Source organism: Arthrobacter sp. TJ-236, from assembly GCF_058269235.1.
Window position 1 is genome coordinate 818,505 of sequence record NZ_JBZCNI010000001.1, and the last position, 21,281, is coordinate 839,785.

Below are 21,281 nucleotides of genomic sequence, written 5' to 3' on the forward strand. Positions count from 1 at the left end.
GCTCCGTCGACGACTCCTCCTGCGCACAGCGCACCGAGAGCGCCGGCTCGCGGCGGAGCAGTTCTGTCGTTCGTCGCGAGCGTCCGGTTCAGCCGGCGGCCGGAGACGGGGCGACGGCGTGCGGACCCGACCACCGTGACGGCAGCGGGAGCACCAGATCAGGGCGGACGACGGCGACGATCTCGTCGAGGGCGCGGGCCGCGTACTTCTCCCCCACCCACAGGTGCTTGGCGCCGTCCACGCCCGTCACGTCGGCCTGCGGCACCCGGGAGAAACGCTCCACGGCATCACCCGGCACCAGGTAGTCGTCGAACTCGGGCACGAGGACCTTCAGGGGCAGTCCGCTCGCCCCCCACGTGTCGAGATCTGCATCCACCGCACGATGCAGCGGCGGAGAGAGCAGGATGGCACCCTCGATGAGTTCCGCCACCGGGTCCTGGGCGCCGTACTTGAGGCACAGCTCGGTGCCGAAGGACCAGCCGACCAGCCAGATGTGCTCGAGCCCCTGCGCCACCGCCCAGTCCACCGCGGCCTGGAGGTCCAGGCGCTCCGACACGCCGCCGTCGAACGTCCCCTCGCTGCAGCCACGCGGCGAACAGGTGCCGCGCGTGTTGAAGCGCAGGACGGCGATGTCGGCGAGCGCCGGCAACCGGAAGGACGCCTTACGGTAGACGTGCGAGTCCATGAAGCCGCCGTGGGTCGGCAGCGGGTGGAGGGTCACGAGCGTCGCCTTCGGCGTCCCCGACTCCGGAGCGGCGAACTCCCCGACGAGCGTCAGCCCGTCTGCGGTGCGCAGCTCGATGTTCCGCCGATCGGCGGGCAGCACGGTGGAGGCCCGGATCTCGACGGGTTCCGGGGTGGTCGTGAACGTGTAGTCGGGGGTGTCGGTGGGCATCGGTCCAGTCTAGGGACTCGGGGAGCTTCGAACCGAAGTCCTCGGGCCAGGGAGGGCGCGGGCCCGGTCAGTAGCGGAAGCTGCGGATCTGCCAGCAGCGGACGTGCCAGTGGCGCCGGTCGGCGAGGGCCGCCTCGGAGCCCAGGAGGGAATCCTCGCGCCACACCACGAGATGGGCCAGGCCGGGAACGATCGACGAACTGCAGCCCGGACACGTGTAGGTCTTGGCAGCGTTCCGCTCCGTGATCCGGCGGACGGCCCACTCGCCGTCGGGCGCCGATTCACGCTGCGGAAGCCCGGCGCGGGCCCGCTCGAGGTCGAACTCGGGCGGAGCAGTCGCCTTGCCGCGCACTGCACGGGTCGAGCCGCGGGGGCGGTTCGGGCGATTGGATCGGGGCACCGTCCCAGTCTGCCCGATCCCGTGCCCGAACCCGTGCCCGAACCCGTGCCCGGTGCCGTGCCCGGTCCGATGTCCACTCCGGTCGGGCCACGCGCGGGGCACGTCGCCGGCCCCCGTCCGGCGCCTCCGGCCGGTAGGCTCGTCGTCGTGCGTCTCGTCATTGCCCGCTGCTCCGTCGACTACATCGGCCGTCTCCGGGCCCACCTCCCGCTCGCCACCCGCCTCCTCATGGTGAAGTCGGACGGCTCCGTCCTGGTGCATTCGGACGGCGGATCCTACAAGCCGCTGAACTGGATGAGCCCGCCCGCCACGCTGCGCGTGACCGAGCCGGACGACGCCGACCGCGCGGAGGGCATCATCGAGGTGTGGACCGTGCAGCATGCCAAGAGCGACGACCGCCTCGTCATCGGCATCCGTGAGCACCTGCACGATTCCTCGCACGATCTCGGGGTGGAACCGGGTCTCGTCAAGGACGGCGTCGAAGCCGACCTCCAGCGCCTCCTCGCCGAACAGATCGAACTCCTCGGAGCCGGCTACTCGCTCATCCGGCGCGAGTACATGACGGCGATCGGCCCGGTGGACATCCTCGCGCGGGATGCCCAGGGACGCACGGTGGCGATCGAACTGAAGCGCCGCGGCGACATCGACGGCGTCGAGCAGCTCACCCGATACCTCGAACTGCTCAACCGCGATCCGCTCATGTCACCGGTGCGCGGCGTCTTCGCGGCGCAGCAGATCAAGCCCCAGGCCCGCGTGCTGGCCACCGACCGCGGCATCGACTGCCTGACCCTCGACTACGACGCCATGCGCGGCGTCGACGACAGCGCCTCGCGGCTTTTCTGAACCCTCCGGACGCCGGACGCCACCGCCTACACTCGACGCATGGACCTCGCGAGCAGCACGCCCACAGCAGTGTCCGGACGGCTCGTCACCGAGGCGGGCATCATCGAGGACGGCACGCTCCGCTGGGAGGGCTCGCGCATCACCTCATCGGGCGCCGACTCCGGAACCGCCTCGGTGCAGCGCCTCCCCGACGGCCACCTGATTCTTCCCGGGCTGATCGACCTGCACTGCCACGGCGCGGGCGGTGGCGATTTCACCTCCGGTTCCGCGGACGAGATCGCCGCCGCCGCCGCCCATCTGCACCGCAGTGGGACGACGACGCTGCTCGCCAGCACCTGCGCGGCGCCGCTCGAGGACCTGGAGGCGGCCTTCGGACGGCTCGCCGCGGCCGCCGAATCCGGTGTCATCGCCGGCATCCACGCCGAGGGTCCGTTCCTGTCCGGGGAACGGCGCGGCGCACACGACCCCGCCTTCCTGATCCTCCCCACGCAGGAAGCCGCCGCCCGCCTCATCGCCGCAGGCGGGGGCCACCTCGCCTCGATGACCTACGCGCCGGAGCTTCCCGGCAGTGACGTCCTCGTGTACGAACTCGTGACGCACGGGGTCATTCCCTCGATCGGCCACACGGACAGCTCCACCGAGCAGACCGTGGCCGCCCTGGACCTGATCAACGAGGAACTCGCCTCGACGGGATTCGCAGGGTTCAGCGGCAGACCCACCGCCACCCACCTGTTCAACGCGATGCCCGCCATCCACCACCGCTCCCCCGGACCCGTACCCCTGCTGCTGCAGCGGGCCCGCGCCGGAGAGATCGCCGTCGAACTCATCGCGGACAACGTGCACCTGCACCCGGAGACGGTCCGCATGGCCTTCACCATCGCGGGGTCGGAGAACGTCTGCCTCGTCAGCGACTCGACGGCCGCCGCAGGGTGCGCGGCGGGCGTGTACCGGCTCGGCGCGGCCGAGATCACCGTGGTCGACGGGTCAGCGGTGCTCACGTCCTCGGGCGCCCTCGCAGGCGGGGCGGGAAGCCTGCTCGACGTCGTGAGGTGCACCGTGTCGGCGGGCGTCGCCGTCGCGGACGCGGTGCGATCGGCGACCGCCGTCCCCGCGTCCGTGCTGGGACTGGCGGACGAGTTGGGAGCGCTGCGCGTGGGCCTTCGGGCCGATGCCGTCGTGGTGTCGGAGGACTTCGAGGTCAGGGGCGTGCTGCGCGGCGGATCCTGGATCAGGCCGCTGGAGCTCTGAAGGCGTCCTACGGGACCGACCGGCCGGTCATCGCCAGGTACCGACGCCGATGACGGGGCCCGCTTCGATCCACGACGACAGCCCTGCGTAGACGTCGTACCTCATCGCGAGGTCGAAGGACTCCCCCTCGTGCGTGAGCTGGACGATGATGGCCCCCGGCTGGATCCGGACCTTCTCGGCCTCCGTCGCCACCCGCCAGCCGTCCACCTCGAGCGAGCTCCGCAGGAAACGGAACCGCGGCAACGGGCTCAGCGACAGCAGGCTGAGCCACTCGAGGTTCCGGTCCGTGTAACGACAAACCCCCACCCGCCATCCCGAGGACGGGAGGCGGATGGAGGCGTCGAACGTACCGAGAGCGCGGGAGAGCCGGAAGCGCCGGTGGAGGAAGGCGCCGATCATCAGGACGAGCAGACCGAAGACGGCCGCCAGGACGATGAACGTCACACCGAGTGCCTCCATGGAACCTAGACGGATTCCGAGGTCACCGAGCCGCCGACCTTCGCGTTGTCCGCAACGATGACCACGCGGTTGGAGTCGACGGAGAAGAACCCGCCGTCCACCCCGACCACCAGGCGCTCACCGTTGACCGGTTCCACCGACAGCTCTCCTGCTTCCAGGATCGCCAGGATGGGCGCGTGTCCGGGGAGGATTCCGATCTGACCGTTGGCCGTCCGCGCGTTGACGCTGCGCGCCGCGCCCGACCACACGAAGTGGTCGGCCGCGACGATTTCGACCTCGAGTTCGCCGTGCGATGCCATCAGCGCTTACTTACCGGTCTGCTCTTGGATCTTGGCCCACTGGCGCTCGACGTCGTCGAGCCCGCCGATGTTGAAGAAGGCCTGCTCCGCGATGTGGTCGAGATCGCCGTTGCAGATCGCCGAGAAGCCCTCGATGGTGTCCTTGATGGAGACCGTCGAACCCTCGACGCCGGTGAACTGCTTGGCGGTGTAGGTGTTCTGCGAGAGGAACTGCTGGATGCGACGCGCACGCGCCACGACCACCTTGTCCTCCTCGCTGAGCTCGTCGATGCCGAGGATCGCGATGATGTCCTGCAGTTCCTTGTTCTTCTGGAGGATCTGCTTCACGCGCACGGCCGTGTTGTAGTGGTCGTGCCCGATGTACTGCGGGTCCAGGATGCGCGAGGTCGACGCGAGCGGGTCCACGGCCGGGTAGAGGCCACGGGACGCGATCTCGCGGGAGAGCTCGGTGGTCGCGTCGAGGTGCGCGAACGTGGTCGCCGGTGCCGGGTCGGTGTAGTCGTCGGCGGGGACGTAGATGGCCTGCATCGACGTGATGGAGTGGCCCTTCGTCGACGTGATGCGCTCCTGCAGGAGGCCCATCTCGTCGGCAAGGTTCGGCTGGTAGCCCACTGCGGACGGCATGCGGCCCAGGAGGGTCGACACCTCGGAACCGGCCTGCGTGAAGCGGAAGATGTTGTCGATGAAGAGCAGCACGTCCTGGTTCTGCACATCGCGGAAGTACTCCGCCATGGTCAGGGCCGAGAGGGCCACGCGGAGGCGCGTTCCCGGCGGCTCGTCCATCTGGCCGAACACGAGGGCGGTGTCCTTGAGGACGCCCGCCTCCTCCATCTCGACCCAGAGGTCGTTGCCCTCACGGGTACGCTCTCCGACGCCTGCAAACACCGAGGTGCCACCGAAGTTACGCGCAACACGCGTGATCATCTCCTGGATGAGCACGGTCTTGCCCACGCCAGCGCCGCCGAAGAGGCCGATCTTGCCACCCTTGATGTACGGGGTGAGGAGGTCGATGACCTTGATGCCGGTCTCGAGCATCTCCGTGGAGCCCTCGAGGGAGGCGAAGCTGGGGGCCTTGCGGTGGATGGGCCAGCGCTCGGTGATCTGGAGCTCGGACTCGGCGACGTCGAGCGGCTTGCCCAGGACGTTGAAGATGTGGCCCTTGACGCCGTCGCCGACGGGGACGGAAATCGCCGCGCCGGTGTCCTGGACGACCGTGCCGCGCACGAGTCCGTCGGTGGCCTGCAGCGAGATGGCACGCACGAGGTTGTCGCCGAGGTGCTGCGAGGTCTCGAAGGTGATCAGGCGGGTCTCACCGTTGAGTGTGATCTCGGTGGTGAGGGCGTTGTACATGGCGGGGATGGCGTCGGCAGGGAACTCGACGTCGACAACCGGGCCGATGACACGTGCAATACGGCCGGTGGCGCCGGGGACGACGGAGTCCGCTCCGCGTTCAACAGTCTGGGCAGTCATCTCTCTCACTTCATTTACGTAGAGGGCGTGCAAACAAGTCTAGCTGGGCGCCCGGAGCCTCTCGGTCCGGGCCGGGGCCGGTCAGGACGCGTTCAGCGCGTCCGCGCCGGCGACGATCTCCGAGAGCTCCTGGGTGATCTCCGCCTGGCGGGCGGTGTTGCGCAGGCGGGTGTACTTCTTGATGAGCTCGGTGGCGTTGTCCCCGGCCGACTTCATGGCCCGCTGACGCGCGGCGAGCTCACTCGCCGATGCCTGGAGCATCGCGGCGAAGATCCGCGATTCGATGTACCTCGGCAGCAGTGCGTCGAGGACATGCTCGGGCTCGGGCTCGTACTCGTAGAGCGGCAGGAGGTCACCCTCGTGGGTGACTTCCTCGTCGACGACCTCGAGCGGCAGCAGGCGCATGACCGAGGGCTCCTGGACCACCATGGAGCGGAACTTCGTGTAGACGACGTGGATCTCGTCGACGCCGCCGTCCTCGTAGTCCGTGAGGAACGTCGAGAGGAGGGCCTCGCCGACCTCGCGGGCCGTCTCGAACTCGGGGGCGTCCGTGTTGCCGGTCCACACCCTCTCGTAGGGGCGTCCGCGGAAATCGAAGTAGGACTGACCCTTGCGCCCGATCAGGTAGGAGGAGATCTCCTTGCCCTCCGAACGCAGCGTCTCGAACAGGCCCTCGGCCTGCTTCAGGGCGCTGGCCGAGTACGAACCTGCGAGCCCGCGGTCCGAGGTCAGCACCAGCACGGCGGCACGCCGCACCTCGCCACGCTCGGTGGTCAGCGGGTGGTCGATCTCCGACTGCGAAGACACTGCCGACACCGCGCGGGTGATTGCATTGGCGTACGGCAGTGCCGCGGCGACGCGCGTACGCGCCTTGCCGATGCGAGACGTCGCGATCAGCTCCATCGCCTTGAAGATCTTCCGCGTCGACGTCGTCGACGCGATCTTCTGGCGGTAGACCCGGATCTGGGCTCCCATTCTTGTCCTTTCCTTCGCCTCCGTACCGGAAGCGATCGGGCCAGGGCCCCTCAGCCGGGAGACGTGCTCCCGGCTGCAGGGTCTCTAGCGCTTCTGTCGAACGATCTTTTCCTGCTCGACCGAATCGGCGTCGATCGCTTCGTGCTGCTCGGTACCCGCACCGAAACCGTTCGCGCCGGCTCCGAAGAAGCCCTGCTTGAAGTCCGTGATCTGGGTCTTCAGCTCGTCGGCCGTCGAATCCTCGAGCTTGCCCGTCTGGGCGAGCGTGGTGAAGATCTGCGTCTTGTGGCCGAGGTACTCCAGGAACTCCGTCTCGAAGCGGTTGATGTCCTCGACCGGGACGTCATCCAGGTACCCGTTGGTCCCGGCCCAGATCGACACGACCTGCTGCTCCACCGGCATCGGTGAGTACTGTCCCTGCTTGAGCAGCTCCATGAGGCGCGCCCCTCGGGTCAGCTGCTGGCGGGACGCCGCGTCGAGGTCGGAGGCGAACATCGCGAAGGCCTGCATGTCGCGGTACTGCGCGAGATCCAGCTTCAAGGTGCCCGAGACCTTCTTCATCGACTTCACCTGGGCGGCGCCGCCCACGCGGGACACCGACACGCCGACGTCCACGGCGGGACGCTGGTTGGCGTTGAAGAGGTCCGACTGCAGGAAGATCTGGCCGTCGGTGATGGAGATGACGTTGGTCGGGATGTACGCCGAGACGTCGTTCGCCTTCGTCTCGATGAGCGGGAGACCGGTCATCGAACCCGCACCGAGCTCGTCCGAGAGCTTCGCACAACGCTCGAGGAGACGGGAGTGCAGGTAGAACACGTCACCCGGGTAGGCCTCGCGTCCCGGCGGCCGGCGCAGCAGGAGGGACACCGCACGGTAGGCCTCGGCCTGCTTGGACAGGTCGTCGAACACGATCAGGACGTGCTTGCCGCCGTACATCCAGTGCTGCCCGATGGCGGAACCGGCGTAGGGGGCGAGGTACTTGAAGCCCGCGGGGTCGGAGGCGGGGGACGCGACGATGGTCGTGTACTCCAGCGCACCCTTGTCCTCGAGGGTCTGGCGCACGGCGGCGATGGTCGACGCCTTCTGGCCGATCGCCACGTAGATGCAGCGGACCTGCTTCTGGACGTCGCCCGAGGCCCAGTTGGCCTTCTGGTTGATGATGGTGTCCACCGCGATGGCGGTCTTGCCGGTCTGGCGGTCGCCGATGATCAGCTGACGCTGACCGCGTCCGATCGGGATCATCGCGTCGATGGCCTTGAGCCCGGTCTGCATGGGCTCGTGCACCGACTTGCGCTGAGTCACGCCGGGTGCCTGGGTCTCCAGGGCACGGCGACCCTCGGCGACGATCTCTCCGAGGTCGTCGATGGGCTGTCCGAGCGGATCGACGACGCGACCGAGGAAGGCGTCGCCCACGGGTACCGAGAGGATCTCGCCCGTGCGGTGGACTTCCTGGCCTTCTTCGATGCCGTTGTAGTCGCCGAGGACCACGACACCGATCTCGCGGGTGTCGAGGTTCTGCGCGAGCCCGAGGGTTCCGTCCTCGAACCGCAGCAGCTCGTTGGCCATGACCGAGGGCAGACCCTCGACACGGGCGATGCCGTCGCTGGCGGTGGTGACGCGGCCTACCTCGACGCGCTCGGCGTTACCGGGCTCGTAGGACGCGGCGAAGTCGTTCAACGCACTGCGGACATCTTCGGCGTTGATGGTCAATTCGGCCATCTCAGTCCCTGCTCTCCTGTGTTGTGGTCTCCGTGGGGTGCGTGGCGACCGGGGTGTGTATCAGTGGGTGGAACTCGCGTACGGACAGGCGCTGGCCTATCCCGCCAGTTTGCGTCGGAGTTCGGACAACCGGGTGATGACGGTGGAATCCACCATCTCGTCCCCGATGCTGACACGAACGCCGCCGATGAGGGTGGGGTCGACCTTCACGTTGACCTTCAGCTCGCGGCCGTACATCGCGTTCAGCCCGGACTCGAGCCGCTGCAGCTGGCTCTCCGTCAGCGGACGGGTGACGCTGACGTTCGCGATCCAGCGCTGCTGGCGTGCAGCGACGAGTTCCAGGAAACGCTCCACGAGAGCTGCGGGCTTCAGTCCGCGCGGTGACCGCACGGCCTGGGTGATGAGCAGCCGACCCGCGGGTCCGGCCTGCGGCACGAGCTTCAGCCCGAGCGCGACCCTCGACTCAGGCGTGGCCTGAGCCTCGGAGAGCGCCCTCTGCAGCGCGTGGTTCGACGCGACGACCTCGATGAACGAGTGCAGCTCGCTCTCGAGACGCTCCAGGCCCTCGACGCCACTGCCCTGCTCCGCGACGGAGATGACCACCGTTGCGGCGAGGGTTTCCAACGCGTCCCCGATGTCACGGGCGCCGGCCCAGCGTTCCTGGACCAACTCCTTGGCGACGGCGGCGGCGTCCGGCGAGATCCGGCCGGCGATCAGCTGATCGACCAGGACGGCCTTGTCCTTCCCGGTACGCGACGGATCGGTCAGCGCGCGGCGCAGGCCGGCGTTGCTGTCGAGGATGGACAGGACCCCGAAGAGGTCCTCGGCGAGCGCCAGCGTGGCGCCGGGCAAGCGCGACTCGAGTCCTTCACGGACCGTCGCCAGGGAGACGCTCGATACACCTGCCATTAGGTCGCTGCACCTGCGCTACGCGAGCCTGCGCCCTGGGCGGAGGTCTCGAGATCGGCGAGGAAACGATCGACCACGCGGGCCGAGCGGGCGTCATCCGCCAGGGACTCCCCGACGATGCGGCTCGCGAGATCGGTCGCGAGCGTGCCGACCTCCGCGCGCAGGGACACCACGGCCGCCTGACGTTCGGCCTGGATCTGCACGTGGGCCTGCTCCGTGATGCGTGCGGACTCCGCTGCGGCCTTCTCCTTCAGGTCCGCGAGGATCTGCGCTCCCTCGGCGCGCGCTTCCTCACGGATGCGGTTGGCCTCGGTGCGGGCGTCCACGAGCTGCTGCTTGTACTCGTCGAGCGCCGCGTTGGCCTGGGCCTGAGCGGCCTCCGCCTTCGCGATACCGCCCTCGATGGCCTCCGTGCGTTCTGCGAACGTCTTCTCGAACGCCGGCATGACGTACTTGATGACGATGAACATCAGCACGGCGAAGCCGACGACGGTCACCAACAGTTCCCAGAGATTGGGTGCGAGCGGGCTCGAGCCCTCCTCCGCCGCCATGATCGCTGCGTTAAGCATGTTTCACCCGTCTTTCTTCAACTAATCTTCGGTCGGTCGGAGCGGATGAATCAGGCGCCGATGACGAAGGCGAAGACGAGACCCAGGATCGCGAGGGCTTCGGTCAGTGCGAGACCGAGGAAGGCGATGGGCTGGAGGACGCGCTGCGCCTCGGGCTGGCGAGCAACGCCGTTGATGTACGCGGCGAAGACGAGACCCACACCGATACCACCGCCGATTGCGGAGAGACCGTATCCGATGAGGTTGAGGCTACCCTGAACTTCCATTGTGTTCCTTTCAAGATGCCGCTTCGTGCGACAGGTTGTTTGGGATCATCCCCGACGGGGAAGACGTGTAAAAATCAGTGGGCGTCGGCGTGCAGAGCGCCTTCGATGTAGATCGCGGCCAGCAGCGTGAACACGTAGGCCTGCAGGATCATGATCAGGGCCTCGAGCATGTACATCGCGATGGCGCCGACGAGCACGAGCACGCTGGTGCCCTGCAGGAGGATGTTGCCGGTGGAGACCATGTACTCGATGGCGCTTCCCGCGAGGGTCACGATGAGGTGGCCGGCCAGCATGGTGGCGAAGAGTCGGAGCGAGTGCGTGACCGGTCGGACGATGAAGTTCGAGATGATCTCGATCGGCACCACGATCGGCAGGATGTACCAGGGCACACCCGACGGCACGACAGCGAGCTTGAAATAGCGGAGCCCGTGCTTCTTGATGCCGATCCCGACCCACAGGAGGTAGAAGATCGCCGCGATCCCGTACGCGCTGCCCGGGTGGGAGAAGGTGGGGATCTGCAGCAGCGGGATGGCCCCGAAGATGTTGTTCACGAGGACGAAGAAGAACGCCGTGAAGAGCCACGGGACGTACTTCATGTAGTCCTTCGCGCCGATGATGTCCTTGCCGATCGAGTTCCGGACGAAGCCGTAGGCCGACTCACCGAGGAACTGGAGCTTGCCGGGAACGAGCTGCCCGCGCTTGGAGGCGACGAGGAAGAACGTCGCGATGAGCACGACCGACAGGATCATGAGGAGCATCTGCTTGCCGAAGCCGGGGTCGAACCAGACACCGTAGGAGCCCTGCCAGGGGTAGATGTCCAGGTAGTGGGTGTCGTCGATAGTGGGGGCGACGAAGCCCTCTTCAGTAGTTGCGGCCGGGAGCGCAAGCGCGATCAACGCGTTTCCTCTCTGCAGTGTCCATCGTTGGGCAAGATCTGTTCGGTCGCAGCGTTACTGGTCCGACTCATTCAGTTGTGGGGAGTCACTCCGGTCCACCCTCGGCGCCGGACGACGACCGTGATCCGCTCTGCGGATCCGGCGTGCGGCCCTTGGTGAGGTTGTGCTTGTGGGAGAGGTAGAAACCTCCCGCTGCACCTACGAACGCTCCCGCCAGCACCAACCAGCGCGTGTCGAGGAGATTATCCAGCCCAAAGCCTATCAAACTCCATACCAAGATCCCGCCAATCATGTAGCTGAAGACGGCCATCCCGGCGTTGTAGCCGCCGTTCGGGTCGGCGTCGCCGCCCTGTTCGCGCACGCTCGAGGACCGTCCCTCGCTGCGAGGATCAGGCGTCGATCGTTCGGGCGTCGAGGGTGTCATCGCTGCGCTCCGTCCTGCTCGGTGGGGACTGTCGGGTGGGCGGCCGCGTCACGGGTCACGGTGCTCTGCGGAGCAGGGATAACCACGGTCGCGGGTGTGTCATCGGTGCCGTAGAGGGGGGTCCTCAGGCGTCCGAAGGCCACCACCTCGGCGAGCTGCCAGGCAATGACTGCGGCCACGGCGCCGACGAAGAACCATGTGCGGTCCAGCCAGTCCGGAGTGCCGACGAAGAACAGCACCGCCGCGAAACCCACCACCTTGATGGCGTAGGTGACGGCGAACAGGCCCAGGGCACCGGACGGGTTCGTCCTGCCGGTGTAGTGCCCGATCAGCAGGCTGATCCCGAAGAAGACCACCACGAGCGCAGCCCCCGCCGTCGCGCTCAGTGCCGCTGCCGGGGACGTGGTGAGTAGTGCTGCGACCGCCAGGACCACCGCGATCGCGCCGGCGGACGTCGCGCTGACGCCGAGGATCCGGAGCCAGGGCGATTCGGTCGGGCCGGAGGCCGTCACGTGCCCCGCGCTCCCGTCAGGGGTGGGGATCTCGTCCCGTCGTTGCACGTTCCGTCCGCTCTGTCGACTGCGTCATGATGTCTGCTTCTGTTCCGGCTCAGTCCCGCTGATGGCGGTGTGTCGGGGTTCGGTGGCCCCGAGCGGACTCCGTGGGCACTGCACCCCGCAGGCGTGGTGCGCCTCGTGCCCGGCGCCAGAATTCTAGCGCACCGCCCCGCTCAGGCCCTGGCGGCCGCGCGCCGGGCAGCGAGCCTCCGGACGATCCGCGGGGAATACAGGTACAGCGCGACGACCGCCGCGGCGACCAGCGAGGCCGTGACGGCCAGCGGCGCCGGAGCCGTGGCGAGCACGAAGCCGGCCGCCGCCGTCAGGGCCGAGAACACCCCCACGAGGAGGGAGACCTGGACGTGGGAGAGGCCGGCGTCGGTGAGCCTCTGGTACACGTGCTGCCGGTGCGCGGTGTAGAGACGCTCACCCCGGCGCGCGCGCCGCAGGAACGTCGTGAAGGTGTCGGCCAGGTAGATGAGCACCGGCGAGAGCAGGTATTCGAGGTACACGCCCGCCAGCAGGCCCGTGACGGCGATGGCCGCGATCGAGGCGCCGAGGAGGTAGCTTCCCACGTCGCCGAGGAACACGAAGCCGCGACCGAGGTTCCAGGGCAGGAATCCCGCGAACGCCGCCGCGACGACGAGACCGGAGACCGTCAGCCACACCTGGTCGCTCAGGACGCCGGCGTAGGAGTAGAACGCCCCGACCACCACACCGTGCAGGCCCGAGATGCCGTTGATGCCATCCATGAAGTTGGCCGCATTGACGTACGTCGCGAAGGCCACGGCACCCACGGGTACCCACCAGTAGCTGCTGTCGTCGATGGTGGTGGCGAGGACGGCGGTGCCGACTGCCCCGATCACCAGCTGCGCGGAGGCCCGGACGCGGATGGACACCCCGCGGAGGTCCTCGAGCCAGCCGAGCGAGGCGGTCGCCGCGATCATGCCGATGATGACGAGCACCAGCGAGCGGTCGACGGCCACGAGTCCCGTGGCGAGCGACACCGTCAGGGCGACGAGGATGGCCACGGCGACGGCGACGCCCATGCCGCGGATCACCTCGGTGGTGTGGGAGGAGCGGCTGTTCGGGATGTCGATGACGCCGAGTCGTCGGAGCACGGGCTTGACCACCACCGGGAGCGCGAGAGAGAGGACGAGCGCCAGGGCGCCGATCACAACGAGCAGGGCGTTCACGAGGCGGTGCCGATGCTGCGCTGCGAGGGGTCGAAACCGCCGTCGGACTTCCACTGCTGCAGGCTGAGCTGCTGCGGATCCAGCGGGGCCACCGAGGTGTGCGAGATCTTCGGATGGAGGGGCCGGGAATCGGCCTCGCCCACGCCCATGAGGTCCTCGTGCATCTTCTCGCCGGGCCTCAGTCCGGTGAAGACGATGTCGATGTCCTTGCCCGACATCGCGATCATCCGCTGGGCGACGTCGAGGATCCGGACCGGCTCCCCCATGTCGAGGATCAGCACCTCGCCCTTCCTGCCGATCGCGCCGGCCTGCACCACGAGCTGGCACGCTTCCGGGATGGTCATGAAGAAGCGGGTCACCTCGGGGTCGGTGACCGTGATGGGCCCGCCGTTGCGGATCTGCTCGGTGAAGAGCGGCAGCATGGACCCGCGGCTGCCGATCACGTTGCCGAAGCGCACGGAGACGTACTTCTGTCCTGTGGCCCCGGCCTGCCAGGAGGTCAGCTTCTCCGCGACGCGCTTGGAGTGTCCGAGCACGCTGGTGGGATCCGCCGCCTTGTCCGTGGAGATGTTCACGAAATTGGTCACGCCCACCGCGGCCGAGGCCCGCAGGACGTTCAGCGAGCCCTGGACGTTCGTCTTCCAGGCCTCCTCGGGGTACTGCTCGAGGAGCGAGACGTGCTTCAGGGCGGCGGCGTGGAAGACGACCTCGGGCTTGCGGTCCTCGAAGATGTCGAGCAGTGCGTCCGCATCGCGGATGTCCGCGAGCACGGTGTCCCGGCCCGTCAGCAGGCCCCTGCCCGTGAGGGAGATCTGGGTGGACTGCAGACCCGTCTCGTCGCGGTCGAGCATGATGAGCTCCGCCGGCGCGAAGGCCGAGAGCTGGCGGCAGAGTTCGGACCCGATGGACCCGCCCGCCCCGGTCACCAGGACCCGTTTCCCCGTGATGTAGCCGGCCACCTCGTCCGGGTGGATGTCCACCGGACGGCGTCCGATGAGGTCCTCGACGGCGACCTCGCGGAAGTCGGCGATGGCTGCTCCGCCGGCACCCAGCATGTCCCGCAGGGGCGGGAGCACGAGCACCTTGATCCCGAGGCCGGCCACGAGATCGGAGACACGCCGCACCTGGGCGGCCTCCACCTCGGCGAAGGCGATGACGAGGAGCGAGGCCTGCGTCCTCGAGGCGACCTCCCGCAGGTCGTCGATGCGGCCGAGCACCGGCACGGAGGACAACCTAAGATGTTTCTTGGCCGGATCGTCGTCGATCAGGCCGACCGGGAAGTAGGGCGAATCCGGGTCCTGCATCATCCGGCTCACCAGCGAGTTGCCGAGGAATCCGGCACCGTAGATGAGGGTGCGCTGGGCGTCCTCACCCGGTTTCGCCTTGCTCTCCACGTACATGCGCTTCAGGTACCGCGTGGCGGCGAGGAACATGCAGGCGAAGGGGAACGCGATGATCCCGATGCTGCGCGGCACCTCGAGGACCGTGAAGAAGGCGACGCTCACGAGGACCAGGATCACGCCGACGAGCACCGCGACGATCACCAGCAGCTTCGCCTCGTGGAAGCTCCCGAAGCTGTACCGCCCGCGGTACAGCGCGAAGCTCAGCCCCACGCCCAGCTGGGCCACGACGGCGACCGCGCAGAAGACGGCGATGCCGGGGACGTTGACCTCCTTCACGAGGAGCTCGTAGCGGAGGATCAGCGCGAGGAGGATGGCGACGATCCAGGCGGCCGCATCCAGGAGGTACTGCGACCAGAGCCAGATGGCCGGCTTGTCGGCGGCTGTCGCCCCGGCCGAGGTGGATGTCCGGGCGGAGGCCCGGCCTTCGGTGAGTCCCATGATTCCTAACGATTGTCACGCAGGCAGGCACCGCGACCATCGACGCATCCTGCGTCAGGCCTTCGGCCCGGACGGCGTCCACTGCGTCAGGCTTTCGGCCCGGACGGCGGCTTCAGGTCCGGAAGGCCCCGAGGGGCACGGTGTATAGACTGCTGCTACCCGAGAATAGTAACCGCCCCCTGTGCGCCCGAGCCGTCGGCCGCCGCCCTGGCGCGGCCCGGAAGGACCCCGTTGCCCGCTCCTGACCACGGCGCGCCCCGCGTGTTCATCGTCATCACGACCTTCAACAGGGCAGGGCACCTGCAGGAACTGCTCGCCTCCGTCGCCGACCTCTCCCCCGCGCCCGCCGGCGTCGTCGTGGTGGACAACGCGAGCACCGACGGGACTCCCGGCGTGCTCTCCGCACTCGACCTGCCCGTCCCGGTCGTCGTCGAACGCCTCCCGGTGAACGTGGGTGGCGCAGGCGGATTCGCGGCGGGTGTGGCGCGCGCCCTCCGCGAGGGCGCGGACTGGCTCTGGCTCATGGACGACGACGTGGTGGCCCTCCCCGACGCACTCACCTCCTTCGCGCCGTGGATGGCGCGGTACTCCTGCATCCACGGGCGGCGCTACGACCACGCGGGCGAGCCGTTCTTCTGGCAGCACCGGCTGCACGAGAGCCTCGGCGTGCACCTGCCGGTCCGCGGGGACGTCTTCGCCGATTCCTCGGTCTTCCACACCAACGTGGGCTGCTTCGAGGGCATGCTGGTCTCCGCCGACGTGGTGCGCGAGATCGGCCTGCCGGACGCGCGGTTCTTCCTCAACGGGGACGACACGACGTACGGCTGGCTCGTCTCGCAGAGGTACCCCGTGGCCTATGTTGACGCGTTCGTGCTGCGGAAGACCCGCGCGCAGCGCCAGGTGGATCTCGGCGTACGGCACCTCAACGACTCGAGCGACCTCTCACGGTTCTGCGGCATGCGGAACCGGGGACATCTGGCGCAGTACCTCCGTCTGCACGGCAGGTACAGTCCTCTCGGTTTCGGTGTGGGGACCGTGCTCTCGGCCGCCAAGGAGGTGCTGCGCCTGGTCGCCGTCGAGCACTCGCTCTCGGGTGTCGGCGCCGTGTGGCGCGGGTGGCGGGCTGCCCGCGTGATCCTGCGCGACCCGCACTGGTTGCCCGAACCACCGCTGTCACCGGCGGGGTCCGGTGCGCACCGCATCCCGGGCGCGGGATCAGCGTGAGCTGGCTCGTCCTCGGGGGGTCAGGGTTCGTCGGAGCCGCCGTGCTCGAGGCCCTGCGGGAGGCCGGCATTCCGGCGCGCTCGGCCCCGGCACCCCGCCTCGTCACCGCGGCCAGGACTCCCCGGGATCTGCTCGTCGAGGCCGGACGGACCGACTTCGAAAGGCTCCGGGCACTGCTCGCGGACCACGACGTCGTGGTCAACGCCGCCGGCCTCGCGACACCGTCCGCGCCCGACACCCCGGAGCTCTTCGGCGCGAACGCCCTTCTGCCCGCCGTCGTCGCACTCGCGGCCGCGGAGGCGGGGACCGCCCGGCTGGTGCACCTGAGCAGTGCGGCCGTCCAGGGTAGGGCCGCCGTGCTCGACGAGAGCCCGGACGTCCGCCCGTTCTCCGCCTACTCGCTCAGCAAGGCCCTGGGCGAGCAGACGCTGGACCTCGCCACCCGCGGGCAGCGCCCGGAGACCGTGACGGTCCGGGCCACGTCCGTCCAGGGCCCGGGCAGGACGACGACGGCGACGCTCGCGCGCCTCGCCCGCTCGCCCCTGGCCTCGGTGGCATCACCCGGGACCGCACCCACTCCCGTGACGTCGGTGGACGCGCTCGCGGAGTTCGTCGTCGCCCTCGGAACCTTCCCCGGCGACCTCCCGGCCCGGGTGCTGCAGCCGTGGGAGGGCCTGACGGTGCGCTCGGTCCTCGAGGCCGCGGGCGGACGGCCCCGCGTGCTGCCGCGAGCGCTCTGTACCGGCCTCGTCCGGTCCGGCTACGCCCTCTCGTCGGCGGTACGGGGTCGGCTCGATGGCAGCGTCCGCAGGGCCGAACTTTTGTGGTTCGGTCAGGACCAGGTGCCGGGGTGGGCGCGGTACCACGGGATGGTGCCTGCGCCGCGGGTCCGCGAGGTGTTGGCCCTCGCCGCCGGGGACCGCTGACGCGACGCACCGCACGCGAACCGGGATCGCTGACGGATCGCAGGGTGACTCGGCATCGCTGACGGACCGCAGGTGTAGATGTGGAGCTGCCCGGCGCCGCAGGCCTGATGCGGGGCCCGTCTCCGTCGGCGTGGAGCGCGCTGACTGGGATCTCGCGCCGGCTGAGATCTACTGGAGCGAGGCGCCGCCCGACGGCGAGCGTGTGTCGGACCCGTCGACGTCCTCGGTCGTGGCGTCCGTCTCCGTCGCGCCGGCGGCGGTGGCGTCCGTACCCGTCGCGTCGGGGGCGGCGGGGTCGGGCTCGGTCGCGTCGGGTTCGGTCGCGTCCGGGCCTGTGGACCCGTCGATCCCGACCAGCCCCGGGACCACCTGACGCAGCCGGTCGAGGGGAAGGGTGCCCTGCCGCACCACGCGGAGGACCTCACCGGTCGCGTCGACGATCGTGGAGCCGGAGCCATTGGCGTCCAGCCGCGGGCCTGCCTCGAGGTACACGGCCACGGACTCCGCGAGCTGCGCGGCGGCGTCCGCCGCCGTCGTCGCCGCCGGCTGCCCCGTGCGGTTCGCCGAGGAGACCGCGAGCGGCCCGGTGAGGGTGAGGAGTTCGAGGGCGATCTCGTCGTCCGGCATGCGCAGCGCCACCGTTCCCAGGGTGTCGCCGAGATCCCAGGTCAGCGACGGCTGCGCGTGGAGGATCAGGGTCAGCGCCCCGGGCCAGAAGGCCTCCGCAAGGCGTCGGGCGTCCACGGACACATCCGTCGCGAGACCGTCGAGCGTCTGGATCCGCGGGATCAGGACGGGCGGGGGCATGCTCCTGCCGCGCCCCTTCGAGGCCAGGAGCGTCGCCACCGCCTGCGGCGAGAAGGCGTCGGCGCCGATGCCGTAGACGGTGTCGGTCGGCAGCACCACGCACTGCTTGAGCGAGACGGCGCGTTGGGCCTGGGTGAGGCCCTCGGCGCGCTGAGCGGGATCGGAGCAGTCATACGTCGTGGTCACGCTGTCATCCTTCCATCAGTCCGCCCGGTGCCGCACATCGCTCAGGGCGCCGGCGGCGGACCGAAGCCCTTCCCGCGCAGCCCCGCCCCGTAGGCCGCGGCCCAGGCGCGGAGCCCGCGGATGTCGCCCCGGGAGAGGAAGTAGTACGGGAAGCCGATGATGTCCGCTCCGAACCAGCGCAGGTTGCGGTACTTGCGCGCGTTGTACGCGCGGTTCCGGAAGTAGGAGAACCGTTTGAACTCGCCCTCGGGGATGACCGGCGTGATGAAGCCGCCGAAGATCGGCTTCATCTCGGACCAGGTGGCCGGGTGCCGGACGGCGACGGTCGCCACCGTGCCGTACGTGAGGCCGGCCTTGCGCACGCGCGCCAGGAAGTCCACCTCGTCGCCGCGGATGAAGTACTTCATGTCCGGCACACCGATCGTCGAGAACACGTCAGCGCGGATGAGGGCGCCGTTGAAGAAGTGCACCATGCCGGGCAGGTAGCCCATCGGCTCCAGCGTGGCGCGGTCGTTCGTCAGCAGACCGTTGATGCGGAAGTTGAAGGACAGCCGCGTCGGGTCCGACGTCGCCACCACCAGCGGACTGACGACGTCGAGGCGGTGCTCCCGCGCGGCCTCGAGGAGTGCGGCGAGACAGTGCTCGTCCTCGGGGTGGCCGTCGTCGTCCATCAGCCAGACCCACTCGGCGCCACTCGCGACCGCCGCGAGGATGGCGTACGCGAAGCCGCCGGCACCGCCCAGGTTCGCCTCGGAGCGGAGGTAGTGCACGGACGCGCCGCGTTCCACGGCGGCGTCGACGACGGCGCCCGCGGGTCGGGTGCCCGAGTCAACCAGGGCGATCGTCGTGATCGGGACGCTTTGCACCTCGAGTGACACCAGGAGCTGCGCGAGCTCCTCGTGGCGGTCGTAGGTGACTGCCGCGACGGCGACGCGCTCCGTCGGTGCCGTCGCTGCCGCCCGTCCGGGCCCTACCGGCTCTCGTGCGTGATCGGTCATGCTCGTGACTCCCCTGTGGCTCGTGGATGGCGCGAGAGCACGGCGCTCGTGGAGCGGTCCCGTCCGCTCAGGTCCTGATGCGTGGTGATGTCCGTCCAGACCCCGGCCTGGGTGAGGACGGCGGCGACCCAGGGAGCCTGCACCTCGGCGTGCTCCATCACGAAGAGCCCGCCGGGGACGAGGAGCCTCGCCGCTGACCGGGCCGCTGCACGGGGCAGCGCCATGCCGTCCGCTCCGCCGCCGTAGAGCGCCATGTGGGGATCGTGCTCCGCCACCTCCGGCTCGATGGGTACGGCCTCGGCGGGGATGTACGGCGGATTGGAGACGACGACGTCGAACGTGCCGTTCTGCTCCGCCAGTGCCGTCGCGAGGTCCCCCTGCACGAGGGTTACGCCGAACGGCCGCAGGTTGGCCTCGGCCCACGCGAGGGCGAGGTCGCTCAGTTCGACCGCCACGACCTCCGCGTGAGGCACCTCGTTCGCGACGGCCGCGGCGATCGCGCCGGAACCCGTGCCCAGATCGACGACCCTCGGCGCGGTCAGACGCGCGGCGTGGTCGATGACGAGCTGGGCCACGGTCTCGGTCTCCGGGCGCGGAACGAAGACCCCGGGCCCGACGGCGAGGTCCACGTGACGGAAGGTGGCGGTGCCCGTGAGGTGCTGCAGCGGTACGCGGCGCGCCCGCTCGGCCACCAGCTCCTCGAAGCCCTCGGGCGCGGCGGTCCCCGTGAGGGCCAGGGCGCGCACACGTCCGCGCGAGACGCCGAGCAGGTGCGCCGCCAGCAATTCGGCGTCCACCTCGGGGCTCGGCACCCCTGCCTCGCCGAGCAGACGGACAGCCCGGCGCAGGGCGTCCTCCACGCCTACTCTTCCGTGCCGATGGCGTCGAGACGCGCTTGCTCGTCCATCTCGATGGCCGACTGCACCACGGGCTCCAGATCCCCGTTCATGACGGCGTCGAGGTTGTACGCCTTGTACCCGGTGCGGTGGTCGGCGATCCGGTTCTCGGGGTAGTTGTAGGTGCGGATGCGCTCGGAGCGGTCCATCGTGCGGATCTGCGACTTGCGGATGTCGGAGTTCGCGGCGTCGATCTTCTCCTGCTCGTGGGCGAGGATGCGCGAGCGGAGCACGCGCATCGCGGCCTCACGGTTCTGGAGCTGCGACTTCTCGTTCTGCATCGCGACCACGATGCCGGTGGGCAGGTGGGTGATGCGGACGGCGGAGTCGGTGGTGTTGACCGACTGGCCACCCGGCCCCGAGGAGCGGTAGACGTCGATCTTGAGATCGTTCTGGCTGATCTCCACCTCCTCGGGCTCGTCGACCTCGGGGAGAACGAGCACGCCGGCGGCGGAGGTGTGGATGCGGCCCTGCGACTCGGTCACGGGGACGCGCTGCACGCGGTGCACGCCGCCCTCGAACTTGAGGCGCGCGTACACGCCCTCCGCGGGATCGTTCGAGGATCCCTTGATGGCCATCTGGACGTCCTTGTACCCGCCGAGATCGGACTCGTTGGCGGAGAGGAGTTCGGTCTTCCAGCCCCGGGACTCCGCGTACCGCGCGTACATGCGCAGCAGGTCACCGGCGAAGAGAGCTGCCTCGTCCCCGCCCTCGCCGCCCTTGACCTCGATGATGACGTTGCGGCTGTCATTGGGATCCCGCGGGATCAGCAGCCGTCGCAGGCGCTCCTGCGCCGCAGCGAGCTGCTCCTCGAGCACGGGCACCTCGGCCGCGAACTCGGGATCCTCGGACGCCATCTCGCGGGCTGCCGCGAGGTCGTCGTCGAGGGCCGTCCACCGGTTGTGCGCATCCACGATGCGCCCGAGTTCCGCGTAGCGGCGTCCGAGCCTCCGCGCGAGCGGCTGGTCGGTGTGCACCGCGGGATCGGCGAGCTGATCCTGCAGCTCGGAGTGCTCGTCGAGCAGTCCCTGGATGGATTCGAACATGGGGGTGTACCTCTTTCGGCCTGTCCGGCCAGTCTACGAAGATCGGGAGCCTAACAAGGCCACGACCGGCGTGGTCACCGGTCGAAGCTGCTCCCTCGAGAGGGGAAGTGCCGCTTAACCACCGAAGCCGTTCGGGACAAGCCGGCCAGGGAGTGGCATCGGGGCTGTCGGAGCGCGGAGTGCGCGTCCGACAGGACGATGCCTCCGCGCGAAGGGGCGGGGCCGGCTTGTC

At 69.2% G+C, this 21,281-nt stretch carries 23 protein-coding genes; 4 read left to right on the top strand and 19 right to left on the bottom strand.

All coding sequences use genetic code 11. From position 1 onward, the window contains the following. Nucleotides 1-88: 88 nt before the first annotated feature. Together AC4D16_RS03805 and AC4D16_RS03810 are read right to left on the bottom strand one after the other, a co-directional pair. Entirely contained in the window at nucleotides 89-895 is an 807-nt protein-coding gene (locus AC4D16_RS03805; RefSeq protein WP_490954005.1) for an alpha/beta hydrolase, read from the bottom strand. Between the two features lie 67 nt (nucleotides 896-962). Further along, the gene (locus AC4D16_RS03810; RefSeq protein WP_490948869.1) at nucleotides 963-1,295 is read right to left on the bottom strand and encodes an Rv1322 family protein; all 333 of its coding nucleotides are present in this window, start codon (nucleotides 1,293-1,295) and stop codon (nucleotides 963-965) included. A gap of 147 nt (nucleotides 1,296-1,442) precedes the next feature. Here AC4D16_RS03810 and nucS point away from each other — a divergent pair, with 147 nt between their 5' ends. Together nucS and AC4D16_RS03820 are read left to right on the top strand one after the other, a co-directional pair. Beyond that, nucleotides 1,443-2,138, top strand: coding sequence for an endonuclease NucS (gene nucS / locus AC4D16_RS03815; protein WP_490954006.1), 696 nt, complete (start codon nucleotides 1,443-1,445; stop codon nucleotides 2,136-2,138). A gap of 39 nt (nucleotides 2,139-2,177) precedes the next feature. Continuing rightward, nucleotides 2,178-3,386 carry an N-acetylglucosamine-6-phosphate deacetylase gene (locus AC4D16_RS03820; protein ID WP_490954007.1) on the top strand — a complete coding sequence of 403 codons (1,209 nt, stop codon included), beginning with the start codon at nucleotides 2,178-2,180 and terminating at the stop codon, nucleotides 3,384-3,386. Between the two features lie 27 nt (nucleotides 3,387-3,413). Here the strand turns inward: AC4D16_RS03820 and AC4D16_RS03825 are convergent, their stop codons facing one another. From AC4D16_RS03825 to AC4D16_RS03885, 13 genes are all read right to left on the bottom strand, one after another. After that, nucleotides 3,414-3,845, bottom strand: coding sequence for a DUF2550 domain-containing protein (locus tag AC4D16_RS03825; RefSeq protein WP_490948866.1), 432 nt, complete (start codon nucleotides 3,843-3,845; stop codon nucleotides 3,414-3,416). Nucleotides 3,846-3,850: 5 nt separating this feature from the next. Beyond that, entirely contained in the window at nucleotides 3,851-4,144 is a 294-nt protein-coding gene (locus AC4D16_RS03830; RefSeq protein ID WP_490948865.1) for a F0F1 ATP synthase subunit epsilon, read from the bottom strand. Nucleotides 4,145-4,150: 6 nt separating this feature from the next. After that, nucleotides 4,151-5,614: a F0F1 ATP synthase subunit beta gene (gene atpD / locus AC4D16_RS03835; RefSeq protein WP_490948864.1), complete on the bottom strand. Its 1,464-nt coding sequence runs from the start codon at nucleotides 5,612-5,614 to the stop codon at nucleotides 4,151-4,153. Between the two features lie 81 nt (nucleotides 5,615-5,695). Continuing rightward, nucleotides 5,696-6,589 (bottom strand): F0F1 ATP synthase subunit gamma, encoded by an 894-nt coding sequence (locus AC4D16_RS03840; RefSeq protein ID WP_490954008.1) that lies wholly within the window; start codon nucleotides 6,587-6,589, stop codon nucleotides 5,696-5,698. Between the two features lie 84 nt (nucleotides 6,590-6,673). After that, nucleotides 6,674-8,308 carry a F0F1 ATP synthase subunit alpha gene (atpA, locus tag AC4D16_RS03845; RefSeq protein ID WP_490948862.1) on the bottom strand — a complete coding sequence of 545 codons (1,635 nt, stop codon included), beginning with the start codon at nucleotides 8,306-8,308 and terminating at the stop codon, nucleotides 6,674-6,676. A gap of 96 nt (nucleotides 8,309-8,404) precedes the next feature. Then, entirely contained in the window at nucleotides 8,405-9,217 is an 813-nt protein-coding gene (locus AC4D16_RS03850) for a F0F1 ATP synthase subunit delta (protein ID WP_490948861.1), read from the bottom strand. Next, entirely contained in the window at nucleotides 9,217-9,786 is a 570-nt protein-coding gene (locus AC4D16_RS03855; protein ID WP_490954009.1) for a F0F1 ATP synthase subunit B, read from the bottom strand. The genes AC4D16_RS03850 and AC4D16_RS03855 overlap by 1 nt, the downstream gene beginning before the upstream one ends. Nucleotides 9,787-9,836: 50 nt before the next feature. Then, nucleotides 9,837-10,052, bottom strand: coding sequence for a F0F1 ATP synthase subunit C (locus AC4D16_RS03860; protein WP_490889163.1), 216 nt, complete (start codon nucleotides 10,050-10,052; stop codon nucleotides 9,837-9,839). 74 nt (nucleotides 10,053-10,126) lie between these two features. After that, nucleotides 10,127-10,948: a F0F1 ATP synthase subunit A gene (gene atpB / locus AC4D16_RS03865; RefSeq protein WP_490948859.1), complete on the bottom strand. Its 822-nt coding sequence runs from the start codon at nucleotides 10,946-10,948 to the stop codon at nucleotides 10,127-10,129. An 85-nt stretch (nucleotides 10,949-11,033) separates the two neighbouring features. Next, complete coding sequence (locus AC4D16_RS03870; RefSeq protein WP_490948858.1) at nucleotides 11,034-11,372, bottom strand: hypothetical protein; 339 nt, start codon at nucleotides 11,370-11,372, stop codon at nucleotides 11,034-11,036. Beyond that, nucleotides 11,369-11,932, bottom strand: coding sequence for a Cg1360 family ATP-synthase-associated protein (locus AC4D16_RS03875; RefSeq protein WP_490954010.1), 564 nt, complete (start codon nucleotides 11,930-11,932; stop codon nucleotides 11,369-11,371). The genes AC4D16_RS03870 and AC4D16_RS03875 overlap by 4 nt, the downstream gene beginning before the upstream one ends. 170 nt (nucleotides 11,933-12,102) lie before the next feature. After that, nucleotides 12,103-13,125, bottom strand: coding sequence for an MraY family glycosyltransferase (locus AC4D16_RS03880; protein WP_490954011.1), 1,023 nt, complete (start codon nucleotides 13,123-13,125; stop codon nucleotides 12,103-12,105). Further along, a complete protein-coding gene (locus AC4D16_RS03885) occupies nucleotides 13,122-14,966 on the bottom strand; it encodes a polysaccharide biosynthesis protein (protein ID WP_490948855.1) in 1,845 nt (614 codons plus the stop codon). The genes AC4D16_RS03880 and AC4D16_RS03885 overlap by 4 nt, the downstream gene beginning before the upstream one ends. A gap of 231 nt (nucleotides 14,967-15,197) precedes the next feature. Here AC4D16_RS03885 and AC4D16_RS03890 point away from each other — a divergent pair, with 231 nt between their 5' ends. Beyond that, nucleotides 15,198-16,190 (top strand): glycosyltransferase, encoded by a 993-nt coding sequence (locus AC4D16_RS03890; RefSeq protein WP_490954012.1) that lies wholly within the window; start codon nucleotides 15,198-15,200, stop codon nucleotides 16,188-16,190. Beyond that, nucleotides 16,187-17,116, top strand: a complete 930-nt coding sequence (locus AC4D16_RS03895) for an NAD-dependent epimerase/dehydratase family protein (protein WP_490954013.1) — start codon at nucleotides 16,187-16,189, stop codon at nucleotides 17,114-17,116. The genes AC4D16_RS03890 and AC4D16_RS03895 overlap by 4 nt, the downstream gene beginning before the upstream one ends. A 168-nt stretch (nucleotides 17,117-17,284) precedes the next feature. Here the strand turns inward: AC4D16_RS03895 and AC4D16_RS03900 are convergent, their stop codons facing one another. The 4 genes from AC4D16_RS03900 to prfA are packed head-to-tail and all read right to left on the bottom strand — an operon-like array spanning nucleotide 17,285 to nucleotide 21,049. After that, nucleotides 17,285-18,109: an L-threonylcarbamoyladenylate synthase gene (locus tag AC4D16_RS03900; RefSeq protein ID WP_490948852.1), complete on the bottom strand. Its 825-nt coding sequence runs from the start codon at nucleotides 18,107-18,109 to the stop codon at nucleotides 17,285-17,287. Nucleotides 18,110-18,150: 41 nt separating this feature from the next. Continuing rightward, nucleotides 18,151-19,107, bottom strand: a complete 957-nt coding sequence (locus AC4D16_RS03905) for a glycosyltransferase (RefSeq protein WP_490948851.1) — start codon at nucleotides 19,105-19,107, stop codon at nucleotides 18,151-18,153. Further along, complete coding sequence (prmC, locus tag AC4D16_RS03910; protein WP_490948850.1) at nucleotides 19,104-19,967, bottom strand: peptide chain release factor N(5)-glutamine methyltransferase; 864 nt, start codon at nucleotides 19,965-19,967, stop codon at nucleotides 19,104-19,106. Before prmC ends, AC4D16_RS03905 begins: the two co-directional genes overlap by 4 nt. Nucleotides 19,968-19,969: 2 nt before the next feature. Further along, entirely contained in the window at nucleotides 19,970-21,049 is a 1,080-nt protein-coding gene (prfA, locus tag AC4D16_RS03915) for a peptide chain release factor 1 (RefSeq protein ID WP_490948849.1), read from the bottom strand. Between the last annotated feature and the right edge of the window lie 232 nt (nucleotides 21,050-21,281).